This window comes from Plantactinospora sp. WMMB334, assembly GCF_049179095.1.
Classification (GTDB): domain Bacteria; phylum Actinomycetota; class Actinomycetes; order Mycobacteriales; family Micromonosporaceae; genus Plantactinospora.
In genome coordinates this window covers 8,133,167-8,147,085 of sequence record NZ_JBMHME010000002.1, presented here as the reverse complement: position 1 = coordinate 8,147,085, position 13,919 = coordinate 8,133,167, and the positions used below count along the sequence as shown (strand labels likewise).

Here is a 13,919-nt window from a genome sequence, read left to right as displayed (position 1 = left end):
CGGCACGGAGCTGCCGAAATGCGCGTCGTTCGCGAGCCATGCTCATTATAGGAAGACCTCGCATCGTACTCTCGTGCCGAGTCGTGCCATCGCCGCCGCCGTCGAGCCGACGGCGAATGTCGAGTGAGAGTGCGCGGTGACATCATCGGTCCATTACGGACCCTGCAGGATGGGACGGTCGGCGGGCTCGTCCTGGGCGGGCCGGCGGAACACCCGGCCGTGGCTGAAGATGCGATTCTGCGCCTCCTCCAGCGCCGCCACGAGATCGGTCTCGAACGCCTCCGGGCTGTCGATCTCGAGACGGACCAGTTGGTCGCCGCGCGCCAGGTGGCGCGGTAGCGTCCGGGCCAGGCCGGCCCGGAGTTCGCCACCGTGTCTGACCGTCTCCGCGTCGGTCAGGCTCGACGGTGCCAGCACCGCGACGATCGGCTCCGCGTGGCCGTCGAACTCGGCGAGTATCCGCTGGTAGGACGCCAGTTTCGTAACCCACGCATCGACCAGCAGCACGACGATCTCGTTGTTGCGCCGGGCCTGGTCGAGCCGTTCGGACAGATCGTCGAGGTCGGCGACGTCCGAGCCGAAGAGGCGCTCGGCCGCAAGCATGCGGGCATGCGCGACCAGTGGCTCCGGCAGCGACGGCCGGTACGCGGCCCAGTCCCTCCCCCGCTCACCGTAGCAGCGGAGGTCGTCGCGGACGGCGCCCATCTCCGCACGGCTCCCGGCCGCCACGACGAAGTGCACCCGCTGGGTCGCGGCATCCGCCAGATCTTTCCGCGGCGGCGTCTGGACGCTCGGTTCGAGCCTCGTGTAGTCGAACGCGTTCGGCACGGTGGCCAGGTCGAAGTTCGGGTTGACCGGCGGGACGAGGTGCTCCTCGGTCGAGGCCACGATCTGCCCGGCCAAGGAGGCGAGCAGCGCCTCGTAGCGCGCCCGGTGACTGCGCAGCCGGATGAGCTGCCGGACGGCCTCGCCACCACCCTCCGCGACGCCGCTGTCGGACCAGAGCACCGAGAGCAGCGCCGGAGCGCGTCGCCCGGTCTCCCGCTCGTACTGCCGGAGCCGCTCCGCGAAGATCCACCACTGCCGTCCGCACCGCTCGCTCAGAAAGTAGCGCGGCGAACAGAGGGCGACGAAGGCCTGGCAGCCGGCCAGGGCGTTCCGGGTCGCCGTGGACCAGGGCGAACGGCTGTCGCCGTCGACCGTCTCGACGAACCCGACGTCGCCGTCCACGCCGGAGACCTCCCGGACCCTGGCGGACAGGTCGTGGAAGAAGCGGAGCGCGTAGCTGTCGTCGTCACCCGCAGCACGACTCAGGAAGAACTGCGTCAACAGCTCCTCCTAGGGCGGGGACGATTCATGCGGCCGGACTTCCTAGATCACGTTTACCGAGAAGGGCCGCAGACACAGCGGGTCCCATTCTGGAGGTACGACGCCCCGGCCGCAAGCCGCAATGCGGACATGTCCGAGCAACTGATCGGCAGGGTCAGGTCGACGTTTACCGGAGAAACCCGTGGTCCACGCCGCACATTGCCTCCCGGGTAACCTTTGGACGCGCCGCAAGGAAGCGTCACCTTCCTTGCTACCTCATGGACGCACGTCATAACTGATCAACCCGACCGCGAATGTGAATCGTGCCAGGTCAACGCGGCTTTACCCGCCGTGTAGCGATCCGACCAATCTATCCGGTCAGCCAATGGCTACGCAATCGCCTGCCGAGCGGGCATCATGTCTGTGCGGATGTCCACCGCCCCGCCGGCCACCATCCGCGTCCCTAATCGTCGTACCGGCAGGACGGGGGTCGTTCGGGTGACCGCGGAGCAGCCCGGTGTCCCCCACCGCCTGCACTTCTTCCTCAGCTACGCGCGCAGCGACGACGACCCCTACGTGGAGCGGTTCTACCGGGATCTCTGCGCCGAGGTCCGGGTACGGGCGGGACTGGCGAGCAACGCCGGGGTGGGCTTCTTCGACCGGAGCAGCATCGAGATCGGTGCGACGTGGTCGGCGGAGTTGGTGGACGCCCTCGCCAACGCCTGCTCGTTCGTGGCTCTGGTATCGCCGCGATACTTCGCCAGCGAGCCGTGCGGCCGGGAATGGCAGATCTTCACCGACCGGATGCGGCAGCACGAGGCGACCGGGGACGCCCGCTCGGCCGCGCTGCTGCCGGTGCTCTGGCTGCCGCCCCGGCAGGTGCCGGAGGTGGTGCAGGCGGTGCAGTACGACCGCGACGTGTTCAGCGAGGCGTACCGGCGGGACGGGTTGCGCCAGCTCATGCGGTTGCGCCGCAACGCGGACGAGTACATCGACGCGATCAGCATCCTCGCCGACCGGATCGTGGACAACGCCACCACGGACCCCCTGACACCGCTGCCGAAGCACCAGCGCGTCGAATTCGTCAGCGTCAGGAGCGCGTTCCATCCCGATGCGGAGACCAGGGGTCCGCCGGCCGGCGAGAACGTACCCATCCGATCCCACCCCGATCATGTGCACTTCCTGATCGCCGCACCCAACCAGCGGGAGGCGAGCACCGTCCGGCGCGAGGTGCAGTTCTACGGCGCGGCCGCGCTCGACTGGGCGCCGTACCGGCCGTCGCTGCCGGACCCGCTGGCCAGCTTCGCCCGGGCGATCGCCGCCCGGCGCGGCCTCAGCTCGGAGGCGTCACCGCTGCCGATGCCCACCGGGACGGGCGTGGCGACGAGTGGCGACTCCATAGTGGTGCTCCTGGTGGATGCCTGGGCGACCCAACTCGACGACTACCGGCAGGCCCTGACCGAACAGGACCGGCAGGCCCCGGCCACCGCCGCCATGGTCCCGCGAAGCCACGAGGACCGCGAGACGCACGACAACTGGCGACGGCTCTCGGACGGGCTGCGCAGCGTACTGATCCGTCGGGTGGCCAGCGGCGAGGCGCTCGCGTACCGCGCGGACATCCTCAGCCACCGGTCCTTCGACGAGGATCTGCAGGTGGTCCTGGAGGTGGCCCGCAACCGGCTCTTCGCAGAGGCCGGTCAGGTCGACTCCGGGCCGGCGCCGCCGCGTACCCGCCCGATTCTCCAGGGACCGTGAGGAGGTGTCGATGACGGCAGCAGCCGCTTCCGCGCCCGGCAGGACCGGCGGGCGGATAATCACCTTCTACTCGTACAAGGGTGGCACCGGTCGCACGATGGCGCTGGCCAACATCGCCTGGATCCTGGCCAGCAACGGACACCGGGTCCTCGCGGTGGACTGGGACCTGGAGTCGCCGGGGTTGCACCGGTTCTTCCACCCCCTGCTGGCCGATCCCCAGCTGCACGCCTCGGACGGCGTCATCGACCTGGTCCGGGACTTCGCCGCCTCGGCCGTACAGGGGCAGCCGCCGGCAACAGCCCCGACGACGGCGATGAGCCCCGACGTACGGCGCTACGCCGTCTCCCTGGACTGGCGGTTCGGCCACGGTGGGGAGCTCGACCTGCTGCCGGCCGGGCGGCAGGGGCCGGCCTACTCCGCCACGGTGAGCACCTTCGACTGGCCCAGCTTCTACGACCGGCTCGGCGGCGCCGCCTTCCTCGCCGAACTGCGCCAGAACCTGCGCGACAACTACGACTTCATCCTGATCGACAGCCGGACCGGGCTGAGTGACAGCGCCGGGATCTGCACCGTGCTGCTGCCGGACATCGTGTTGAACTGCTTCACCCTCAGCACGCAGAGCATCGACGGCGCGGTGGCCGTCGCGCGGTCCATCCGCCATCTCCGGCTGGACGAGCCGGTACGGATCCTGCCCGTGCCGATGCGGGTCGAGGAGGGCGAGCAGAGCAAGCTCGAAGCCGGTCGGGAGTACGCCTGGGTCCGGTTCGCGCCCTTCCTCGACCACCTCGATCCGGAGCTCCGGGCCCGGTACTGGGCCGACGTGGAGATCCCCTACAAGTTGTTCTACGCGTACGAGGAGATCCTGGCGGTCTTCGGCGACCGGGCCCGGCAGCCGGCCACGCTGCTCGCCGCGTACGAGCGGTTGGCTGCCGTCCTCGGTGGCGCCCAGGTCCGGCCGCTCGCGCCGCTGGACGAGTCCGTCCGGCGGCACTGGTTGACCCGGTTCGAGCGCACCCGGCCACGGGCCATGACCCGGGTGCTGATCAGCTACGCGGCCGAGGACCGGGTCTGGGCGGAGTGGGTGGCCGGGGTGATGGCCGAGGTGGGGCTGCCGACCGTCCTGCGGGAGACGGCGGATCCGGACCGGGACGGGATGGCGGAGCCGGAGCCCGCCGTCGAGGCCGACCTGGTCACCGTGCTGCTCTCCGCGTCGTACCGGCCGCCGCGCAGGTTCGCGGAGTGGCTCCGCCGCCTGACGGCAACCGCGGAACCCGGCCGGCCGAGCGTGCTGACCCTCTCGTTGGACGGGACCCCACCGCCGGAGGAGCTCGAACGGCTCGGGGTGTTGGACGTGGCCGGGATGGCCGCGGAGACCGCCCGCAACGGCCTGCTGGCCATCCTCAACCGGCCGGTCGTCGAGCCCGGCACCGGGCCCGGGGCACCCCGTTTCCCGGCACCGCCCCGGGTCTCCCGGCTGCCGTTGCGCAACGTGCGGTTCACCGGTCGCCGCCTGCTGCTGGCCCGGATCCGCGAATACCTGTCGACGCGCCCCGCCCCGGTCCCGCCGCTGGTCCTCAGCGGCATCGGCGGAGTCGGCAAGACCCAGGTGGCGAACGAGTACGCACACCGGTTCGCCACCGACTACGACGCCGTGTGGTGGATCTCGGCGGCCCAGAACAGCATGGCCCGGGCCGGCCTGATCGACCTCGCCGACGAACTCGGGATCGCCGGCGCGGCGACGACCGGGGACCGGATCCGGTTGCTGCTCGACACCCTGGAACGCCCTGCCACGGACCGGCGGTGGCTGCTCGTCTTCGACAACGCCGGTGCACCGGCGGAGGTGGCCGACCTCCTCCCGCGCGGTGCCGCGCATGTCCTGGTCACCTCGCGGGATCCGGTGTGGGGTCAGGACGGGGAACTGGTCGAGGTCCGGCCGTTCGGTCGGGAGGAGAGCGTCGAACTGCTCCGGCAGCGGATGCCGGCCCTGAGCCAGCGGGAGGCCGAGCAGGTCGCCGAGGCGCTCGGCGACCTTCCCCTCGCCGTCGAGCAGGCCGGCTCCTGGCTGGCGGCGACCCGGATGCCGGTCGACCGCTATCTTGCCCTGCTCGACCGGCAGTTGTCCCGGCTGCTCGCGGAGAACCCGCCGGCCGGATACGAACGCGCCGGCGCGGTGACCTGGCTGATCTCCCTGGATCAGCTCCGCGAGGAGAATCCGCCGGCGGCCCGGCTCACCGAGTTGCTGGCCTTCTTCGGGCCGGAGCCGATCCCGGCGACGCTGCTCTACAGCCGCAAGCTGATCGAGGTCGTGGCTGCCGAGAACGCGACGCTGCGCGACGACGCCACCTTCGCCGGGCTGATCGCGCAGACCCGACGGTACGCCCTGGCCAGTTTCAACGAGGCGCTGGGCAGCGCCCAGATGCACCGGCTGGTGTCGGCCGTCATTCGGGAGCGGATGCCGAGCGAGGTGGCGGCCGGATACCGGCGGCACGTACACCAGATCCTGGTCGCCGCCAGTCCGGGCGACTCGGAGCGTCCGGCGACCTGGCCGGCCTTTGCCGGCCTCTGGCCGCACGTGGAGGCCGCCGGCGCGCTGGACTCGCCCGACGAGGAGGTCCGCCAGCTCGTCCTCGACGTCGGGCGTTATCTCTTCCGCCGAGGCGACTTCGTGGCGAGCGCCGAATTGATGGAGTCGGCGCTCACCGCATGGCGGGAGGTGTGGCCGGAGAACGACCTGAAGGTGCTGGCCGCCAAGATCTTCCTCGCCAACGCGCTCCGCCCGGCGGGCAGATACCGCGAATCCCGGCGGCTGGGCGAGGATGCCTACCAGGGGCTGCGGGAGACCGTCGGACTCCGGAATCAGTACGCCCTGCTCTGCATGGCCGGACTGGCGGCCGACCTGTGGACCGAGGCAGATTACGACCGGGCACGTGAGCTCGGCGAGGAGGCACTGCGCCAGGCGGTCGCCCTCTACGGCACCGACCACCGCCGCAGCTACCGGGCGATGAACAACCTGGCCGTCACCCTGGAGAAGATCGGCAACTACAAGGAGGCCCGCCGGCTGCACGAGCAGGCGTACCAGGGCCGGCGGCGGCTCCTCGGCGAACGCTTCCCGGACACGCTCTTCTCGGCCACCAACTACGGCAGGGTGCTGCGGCTCTCCGGTGATCTACGGGCCAGCCGGCGGGTGCTGGAGAGCGCGCTGAGCGGGCACCGCGACGTGCACGGCGAGGACCAGGCGGCCACCATGCGCACCCGGATCGAACTCGTCGCCACCCTCCGGCGGCTGGGCCAGCTCGACGCCGCGTTGGCACTGGCCAGGACCGCCTACGCCACCTTCACCGCCACCCGCCCGGTGACCAATGCGGACCGGCTGGCCTGTGCCAACACGCTCGCGCTGACCCTCTCGGCACTCGGCAACCAGGTGGAGGCGCTCGAGTTGGGCTGGGAGGTGGTGCGGCGGCAGAGCGACATCCTCGGCGACGAAAACCCGGACACGCTCACGCTCACGGGAAATCTCGTCATCTACCTGCGGCGCAACGGCGAGCTGGACAGCGCCCGCCGGTTGGCCGACGGGGTGGTCGACGGTCTGCGGACCGTGTTGGGTGCCGACCATCCGTACACCCTGCAGTGCTCGGTCATCGCGGCGAACGTCCGGTTCGCCCTCGGCGATCCGGCGGCGGCGCTGGCCATGGAGATTCCCGCGTACGACGCGATGATGCTGGTGCTGCACGAGACACACCCGGACGTGCTGGCGGCCGGCTGCAACCTGGCCGCGAGCCGGACCGCGCTCGGAGTGGTCGACGGGCTGGCGGAGTTTCGGGCCGATCTGCTGGCCCGGGCCACCCGAGGCGTCGGCCGGGAACATCCGCTCACCGCCGCGATTCTCGCCGGGGAGCGGGCGGAGTGCGAGATCGATCTGCTGCAGTTCTGAACGCGGGGTCGGCTATCCGGGCTCGCGCGTCCGCAGCGCGGAGAGTTCCGTGCTCAGCCGGGCGTGGATGTGCCGGATCAACCTGGTCAGGTCGCGGCAGTACACCGAGGGGTTGTCGAACCCGTTCGCCGCGCGGTAACGGTGGGCGTAGAGGCCGCCGCCACAGACCCGGACGAGCGGGCAGGCCCGGCAGGTGGCGGCGAGTCCGGCCAGACCGGCCTGCCGGGCCTGGAAGGACGGCTGTGCGATCGCCTCGTCGAAGGTCGACGACGCCACGTGCAGCCCGGTGGCCGCCATCCCCTCCTCGGTGGTCTTCAGCGCGTCGCCCTGCTCGATCGCGCCGTCGGTCTCCACCGTGATCAGGTCGCTCGGGCTCAGCCCCACCACCTCGCTGCCGCTGCGCCCGCCCAGCAGCAGATCGATGAGAGACTCGAAGAGCCGGACGCCGGTCCGCTGCGGCCTGGTCGCGTACCACTCGTCGAAGATCTGGATCAGCCACTCGGCGTACGGTGCGTCGGCGGTGTCGGTCCGCCGGCCGGGTGGTGGTGCGCTCCAGTTGCCGTGCGGGAGCAGGAAGTCCATCCGCGGCGGGTCGAAGGTCAGCAGGTGCCGGTACACCTCGATCGGATCGTTCTCCAGGTTGACGGTGCAGAGGATTCCGCCGTACAGGCGCCGGTGGCGCTCCTGGCGCAGCCGGTCCAGCGCCTGCGCGACCAGGCCGTGACTGCCCTGACCTCCGGCGAAGATCCGATGCCTGTCGTTCGCCGCCGCCGGACCGTCGAGGCTGATCCCGACCCGGATGCCATGCTCCCCGAACAGGTCGAGGAACGCCTCGTCCAGCAGCACTCCGTTGGTCTGGATTCGCAGGTCGACGGCGGTGGTCACCGGCACCGCCGCCCGGACCGCGCGTGCGGCGTACGCGAGCAGCTCCCGGCCGGCCAGCAGGGGTTCGCCACCGTGGAAGATCACGGTCAGCCGGCCGAGACCGTGCCGCCGGGCGTGCTCCGCGATCCGCGTCGCCGCCAGCTCGACCACCGACCGGGACATCGTCCTCGGCCGGTCGCGCCAGGTCTGGTCGACGTGCTGGTAGACGTAGCAGTAGTCGCAGGCCAGGTTGCACCGGCTGTGGACCTTGAGCAGCACCTGCCGGATCGGTGTTCCGACCACCCTGTCGGAACCGGCAGCACCGTCCCCGATCACCTGGCCCGGCAGCGCCTCAAACGTAGTTGTTGAACGCCGCCACGGTGTCCTGGGGGTCCCGCTGGGCCGCATCGATGACCCTCCGGATCGAGTTGGCCAGGACGCTCTCGTCGTCGTCCAGCAGCAGCACCTGGGCCAGCGGGATGTCGTCGAGATCGACCAACTGTCCCTCGACGTCCGGTCCGACTCTCTTCATGCCGCACTCGTCCTCCGCCGCAGTATGTTAGACAGAGGTTACCGTGCGCCGCGATGGCGGCGGCCACCTCAGGTGGCTGCCTCGAGCGGCCACCTCAGGCGGAGCGGCGACCTCGCCGCCGTGGACGCCGGACGGGCCGGGCAGTCGACGGGTCGGCATCTTACGACACCGGGTAGTAGGCTTGCGACGTGACACGACTCGGTGATCTCGAACGTGCGGTGATGGACGTGCTCTGGGACCGGGGCGCCGGTGCCGGGGCGACCGTACGCGAGGTCGCCGACGTGCTGCGGGACCGTGAGCTGGCGTACACGACGGTGATGACCGTGCTCGACCGGTTGGCCGGCAAGGGCATGGTGGAGCGCGAGCGGGAGGGGCGGGCCTGGCGCTACCGGCCGGCGGCCAGCCGCGAGGCGCACATCGCACGGCTGATGCTCGACGCCCTGGACCTGGCCGGCAGCCGGGACGCCGCACTGGTCCGTTTCGCCCGCTCGATGACCGGGACCGAGGCCGAGGTGCTGCGGGCGGCGCTCGCCGGGGAAGCCGGCGACATCGCGGCGCACGCACAGGAGGAGCCCGCTGAGCCGGGAGCACCGACCAGCCCGGCGCCGGGCGACCGGCGGCCCGCCGTGAAGCGCGAGGCATGACCCGATGACGTACGCCGCGCACTTCGCGCTCGCCGTGCTGGCCTGCTATCTCGCCGCCCGGATGCTGACCCGGTCCGGCCGGCTGGGCGCAGGGTGGGCCTGGCACAGTCCCCGGGTCGCGATCATCTGCTGGCAGGCGGTGGGGCTGGCTCTCGGGCTCTCCGCGATCGGGCTGCCGATCGCTCTCGGGCTCGCTCCGTACGGGCAGAGCACCGGCTCGGCACTCCGCTCGCTCGCCGGCGACCTCGTCGGCGGCGGTGATCTTCCGCGTGGCATGGGGGTCACCCACCTCGGGCTGGTCGGGATCGGCGTGGGGGTGGCGGTGGTCCTGCTCGGCTCGACCGCGCGCAGCCTGCTCGGTGCGCTGCGGGCCCAGCGCCGGCACCGGGACCTGCTCACGCTGGTGGCCCGGGACGATCCGGCCGCGCCCGGCGCGCTGGTGCTCGACCACCCCAGCGCGACCGCGTACTGCCTGCCCGGGGTACGCCCGCGGGTGGTGGTCAGCGCCGGCACCCTGAGCCTGCTCGACCGGGCCCAGCTCGCGGCGGTACTCAGTCACGAGCGGGCACACGCCGACGAGCGGCACGATCTCGTGCTGCTCCCCTTCACCGCACTCTGCCGGGCCCTGCCCGGTGTCCGCTGGGTGCGCGCCGCACACGAGGCCGTGGCGTTGCTGGTGGAGATGCGGGCCGACGACAAGGCCCGGCGGCTGCATGCCGACGCCCCGCTCGCCGCCGCACTGCTGCGCTTCGCCGGTGCCGGCTCCCGGGTCACCCCGGCCGGCGCCCTCGGCGTGGCGGACGGCGGCCTCGACGCCCGGGTCCAGCGACTGCTGGTGGCCCGCCGGCCGGGCCGGCTGCCCGGCGCGACCGCGCTGGCACTGGCCGCGGCACTGGTCAGCCTGCCGGTGTCGCTGTTCCTGAACTGACCCACGGATCTCTACTACATAGCGTAGTAAGATAGCCCCTGACCCGGAAACCGCCCGAGAAGTTGCGTGGTAGATGGATCCCCGATGGTCACCGGCCGAGCCGGTCGAGCCGGTCGAGCCGGCGGAGCTGCCGGGCCGGCGCCTCGGCCCGGCACCGCTGAAACGCCGTCCGTTCGATCCCCGTCTGCTGCGCCAGGTGCCCGGTGCGCGGCGACAGCTCGGGCTGCTCGGGGTCCTCGGCGTCGCCGGCGCCGCACTGGTCATCGCCCAGGCCACCACGCTGGCCATGCTGCTGGCCGAGGCGGCCGGCGGGCGGCTCGACCGGACCGCCCTGGCCGGTTTCCTGGCCAGCGTGGCCGGACGGGCGGCCCTGCTCTGGGCGCAGGGGACGGTGGCGGCCCGCGCCGCGGCGACGGTCAAGGCCACGCTCCGCGCCGACCTGCTCGACGCCGTCGGCCGGCGTGGACCGGGCTGGCTCTCCGGGCAGCGTACGGGCCAGCTCGCCACCCTGGCCGGGCGCGGGTTGGACGCGCTCGACGCGTACTTCACCGGTTACCTGCCCCAGCTCGTGCTGAGCGTGACGGTGCCGCTGGCGGTACTGGCCCGGCTGGTCTTCGCCGACTGGAGTTCCGCCCTGGTCATCGCGGTGACGCTGCCACTAATCCCGATCTTCGGGGCACTGGTCGGCTGGCAGGCCCAGGCCGCCACCGAGCGCCAGTGGCGCCGGCTCGCCCTGCTCGGCGGCCACTTCCTGGACATGGTGCGCGGGCTACCCACCCTGCACCTGTTCGGCCGGGCCTCCGCCCAGGTGGCCGTGGTCCGGCGGATGGCGGACCGGCACCGGTCGGCGACCATGCGGACGCTGCGGATCGCCTTCCTCTCCGCCCTGGTACTCGAACTGGTCGCCACCGTCTCGGTCGCGCTGGTCGCGGTCCCGATCGGTCTACGGCTGCTCGGCGGCGGGCTCGCCCTGCAGACGGCGCTGCTGGTGCTGCTGCTCGCCCCGGAGGCGTTCCTGCCGCTGCGCGCCGCCGGCAGTCAGTTCCACGCCAGCCAGGAGGGACTCACCGCGCTGGACGAGGCGCTGACCCTGCTCGGTCACGAACCGACCAGGCCCTCGGAGCGCCGGGCAGCGGCAGGGCAGCCGGAGAGCGCGACTGCGCCCCGGCGACCGGACCCGGTATCCGCAGTCGGCCGGGCAGACCGGCCGGACGGCGGAGGAGCGGACGGCGAAGGGGCCGACGGTCGCGGGCCGGACGGCGACCGGGCAGGCGGTGAGATCCGGTTCGAGTCCGTGACGGTCGAGTATCCGCGCACCACGGCGCTGCGCGACGTCACCCTCACCATCCGGCCCGGCGAGCGGATCGCCATCGTCGGGCCGAGCGGTGCCGGCAAGAGCACCCTGCTCAACCTGCTGCTCGGGTTCGCCAGTCCGACGAGCGGGCGGATCACCGTCGGCGGCACCGACCTCGCCGCCCTGGACCTGGACCGGTGGCGCCGGCAGCTTGCCTGGGTGCCGCAGCGGGCCCATCTCTTCGGCACCTCGCTGGCCGACAACATCCGGCTCGGGGTCCCGGACGCACCCGTCGGGGCAGTCCGGCAGGCGGCCCGGGACGCCGCCCTGGACGAGGTCGTCACCGCCCTCCCCGACGGCCTCGACACCCGGCTCGGTGAACGCGGCCACGGGCTGTCCAGCGGCGAACGGCAGCGGGTCGCACTGGCCCGGGCCTTCCTGCGGAACGCCCCGATCGTGCTGCTCGACGAGCCGACCGCCCGGCTGGACGGCGGGTCCGAGGCCGCCGTGCTCGACGCCACCCGGCGACTGGTCGCCGGGCGTACCGCGCTGCTCGTGGCGCACCGCCCGGCGCTGCTCGCCGGGGCGGACCGGGTGTTGCGGGTCGAGGACGGACGGGTGACCGAGGAGACCGCCGGCCCGGTCGACGGAGCCGCACCCGACGCCAGAACGCCGCGGGAGGTGGTCGCGTGATGCTGCGGCCCGAACGTACGGTCTGGCAGCTGGCCCGACCGTACCTCGGTCGGCTGGTCGGCGCCGGTCTGCTGGCCGCCGGTACCGAACTCGCCGGGCTCGCGCTGCTGGCGACCGCGACCTGGCTGCTGGTCAGCGCCGCCGGCCGGCCGCCGCTGGACACCCTCACCGTGGCGATCGTCGCGGTGCGGGCCCTGGCGATCGGCCGGGGGGTGCTGCGCTACACCGAGCGGCTGGCCGGACACGATGCCACCCTGCGGGTCGTCACCGAGGTGCGGACCAGGGTCTTCGCCACGCTGGCCACCCGGCAGGACACCGCCGGGCAGGATGCGGTCCGACCGGGCATCCGTCGGCAGGACGCCGCCCGGCAGGACCCGGCAGACACCGCCGGGCACGACCTGCCCGACACCGCCCCGGAGCGTTCCGGGGATCTGCTCAGCCGGCTCGTCTCCGACGTGGAGGCGGTGCAGGACCTCCTGCTCCGGGTGCTGGTTCCCGGTGCCGCGGCGGCGACCGTCGGGCTGCTCGCCGTGGCCGGCGCGTCCGCCGTCGAGCCGCTCGCCGGGCTGGCCCTGGCCGGCGGGCTGCTGGTCGCCGGGGCGGCCCTTCCGGCGCTGGCGGCGCTGCTCACCCGCCGTACCGCCGACCGGGTCGCACCGCTGCGCGGCGCGCTCGCCGCCGACGCGGTGGATCTGACCTCGGGCGCCGCCGACCTGGCCGCCTTCGGCGCGACCCGGTCGGCGTTGGACCGGGCCGACGCCCGGGCCCGCGAACTGGCCCGCCTGGAACGCCGGACGGCGGCGCTGGGCTGGGCCGTGGACGGCCTCGGGGTGCTGGTGGCCGGAGCGACCAGCGTCGCGGTGCTCAGCGTGGCGCTCCGGGCGGGGGTCGACGGCGTACTCGTCGCGGTGCTCGCCGTCGGCACGCTCGCCGCCGTGGAGGCGGCCCTGGCCCTGGTCGGGGCCGCGCGGCAGTGGAGCCGGTCGCGTGCGGGGCTGGGCCGGGTGGCCGACCTGCTGGTGCCGGCCGACGGCAACCCGGCAACCCTGGCGGACCGCCCGACCGCTCCGGCACAGCACGCCGCCCCGGCACCACACGCCGGCCCCACGCCGCGGGCCGCCGCGTCGGGGTCGGCAACGGCTGGCCGGGCCGGTGCGCCGGAGCCGGGCGGCGACGGTGCCGAGGAGTTCGCGGGACGGCTGCACTGCCGGGTCGAGCAGGTCGGTCTCCGCTACCGCCGGCAGGGCGTACCCGCGCTCGACGGCGTCAGCCTGGACCTTCCGGCCGGGACCCGGGTCGCCGTCGTCGGTCCCAGCGGCGCCGGCAAGAGCAGCCTGCTCGCCGTGCTGACCGGCATGGTCCGGCCGGACGGCGGCCGGGTCCTCCTCAACGGCGTCGACCTCGCCGACCTCCCCGTCGAGCGGCTGCCCCGGGTCGTCGGCGGGCTGCTCGCCGAGGCACACGTCTTCCACGCGTCGGTCCGGGAGAACCTGCTGCTCGGCCGGACCGGGATCTCCGACGACGAGCTGGCCGGGGCGGCCGGGGCGGCCGGCCTGCTCGACTGGGTACGGCAGCAGCCCGCCGGCTGGGACACGATGGTGGGCGAGGACGGGGGTCAGCTCTCCGGCGGGCAACGCCAGCGGCTGCTGCTGGCCCGGGCGCTGCTCGCGGCTCCGACCGGAGTACTCGTGCTCGACGAGCCGACCGAGGGCCTCGACCCGGACGCCGCCGACCGGGTGCTCGCCTCGGCCACCGCGTACGCCGGTCCGGACCGCACCGTGGTCCTGGTCACCCATCGACTCTCGGGTCTGGACCGATATGACGACGTCGTCGTGCTCGTCGCGGGCCGGATCGCGCAACGGGGCAGCCACGCCGGGTTGGTGGAGCGCCCCGGTTGGTACCGCGACCAGTGGCTCCGCCAGACGGCGGCGGAACGCGACCGTCTCGCCGTCGGCTCCTGATGGCGCCCG

Annotated in this window: 9 protein-coding genes; 6 read left to right on the top strand and 3 right to left on the bottom strand. The window is 73.0% G+C overall.

Going from position 1 to position 13,919, the window contains the following annotated elements:
- Positions 1 to 153 precede the first annotated feature (153 nt).
- Entirely contained in the window at positions 154 to 1,329 is a 1,176-nt protein-coding gene (gene fsxC, locus ACN27G_RS35500) for an FxsC protein (protein ID WP_421496986.1), read from the bottom strand.
- Positions 1,330 to 1,806: 477 nt separating this feature from the next.
- On the opposite strand from fsxC, the gene ACN27G_RS35495 reads away from it, so the two are divergent.
- Together ACN27G_RS35495 and fxsT are read left to right on the top strand one after the other, a co-directional pair.
- Positions 1,807 to 3,063 carry a TIR-like protein FxsC gene (locus tag ACN27G_RS35495; protein WP_421496985.1) on the top strand — a complete coding sequence of 419 codons (1,257 nt, stop codon included), beginning with the start codon at positions 1,807 to 1,809 and terminating at the stop codon, positions 3,061 to 3,063.
- 10 nt (positions 3,064 to 3,073) lie between these two features.
- Positions 3,074 to 6,994, top strand: a complete 3,921-nt coding sequence (gene fxsT, locus ACN27G_RS35490) for an FxSxx-COOH system tetratricopeptide repeat protein (protein WP_421496984.1) — start codon at positions 3,074 to 3,076, stop codon at positions 6,992 to 6,994.
- Positions 6,995 to 7,006: 12 nt separating this feature from the next.
- Here fxsT and ACN27G_RS35485 read toward each other — a convergent pair whose 3' ends face one another.
- Together ACN27G_RS35485 and ACN27G_RS35480 are read right to left on the bottom strand one after the other, a co-directional pair.
- On the bottom strand, positions 7,007 to 8,161 hold the full coding sequence (locus ACN27G_RS35485) for an FxsB family cyclophane-forming radical SAM/SPASM peptide maturase (RefSeq protein ID WP_421496983.1): 1,155 nt from the start codon (positions 8,159 to 8,161) through the stop codon (positions 7,007 to 7,009).
- Positions 8,162 to 8,210: 49 nt separating this feature from the next.
- Positions 8,211 to 8,390: a hypothetical protein gene (locus ACN27G_RS35480; protein WP_421496982.1), complete on the bottom strand. Its 180-nt coding sequence runs from the start codon at positions 8,388 to 8,390 to the stop codon at positions 8,211 to 8,213.
- A gap of 188 nt (positions 8,391 to 8,578) precedes the next feature.
- Here ACN27G_RS35480 and ACN27G_RS35475 point away from each other — a divergent pair, with 188 nt between their 5' ends.
- The 4 genes from ACN27G_RS35475 (at position 8,579) to cydC (ending at position 13,910) form a co-directional block, all read left to right on the top strand.
- Positions 8,579 to 9,034, top strand: coding sequence for a BlaI/MecI/CopY family transcriptional regulator (locus ACN27G_RS35475; RefSeq protein WP_421496981.1), 456 nt, complete (start codon positions 8,579 to 8,581; stop codon positions 9,032 to 9,034).
- Between the two features lie 4 nt (positions 9,035 to 9,038).
- On the top strand, positions 9,039 to 9,962 hold the full coding sequence (locus ACN27G_RS35470) for a M56 family metallopeptidase (protein WP_421496980.1): 924 nt from the start codon (positions 9,039 to 9,041) through the stop codon (positions 9,960 to 9,962).
- Between the two features lie 157 nt (positions 9,963 to 10,119).
- Positions 10,120 to 11,949 (top strand): thiol reductant ABC exporter subunit CydD, encoded by a 1,830-nt coding sequence (gene cydD, locus ACN27G_RS35465; protein WP_421497594.1) that lies wholly within the window; start codon positions 10,120 to 10,122, stop codon positions 11,947 to 11,949.
- Positions 11,949 to 13,910 (top strand): thiol reductant ABC exporter subunit CydC, encoded by a 1,962-nt coding sequence (gene cydC, locus ACN27G_RS35460; protein ID WP_421496979.1) that lies wholly within the window; start codon positions 11,949 to 11,951, stop codon positions 13,908 to 13,910. Before cydD ends, cydC begins: the two co-directional genes overlap by 1 nt.
- Positions 13,911 to 13,919: the final 9 nt, after the last annotated feature.

Bases quoted from the DNA above. Each gene is read 5' to 3' on its own strand.
- cydC (WP_421496979.1), top strand. From the start codon at position 11,949: ATGCTGCGGCCCGAACGTACGGTCTGGCAGCTGGCCCGACCGTACCTC.
- fxsT (WP_421496984.1), top strand. From the start codon at position 3,074: ATGACGGCAGCAGCCGCTTCCGCGCCCGGCAGGACCGGCGGGCGGATA.
- ACN27G_RS35470 (WP_421496980.1), top strand. From the start codon at position 9,039: ATGACGTACGCCGCGCACTTCGCGCTCGCCGTGCTGGCCTGCTATCTC.
- ACN27G_RS35480 (WP_421496982.1), bottom strand. From the start codon at position 8,390: ATGAAGAGAGTCGGACCGGACGTCGAGGGACAGTTGGTCGATCTCGAC.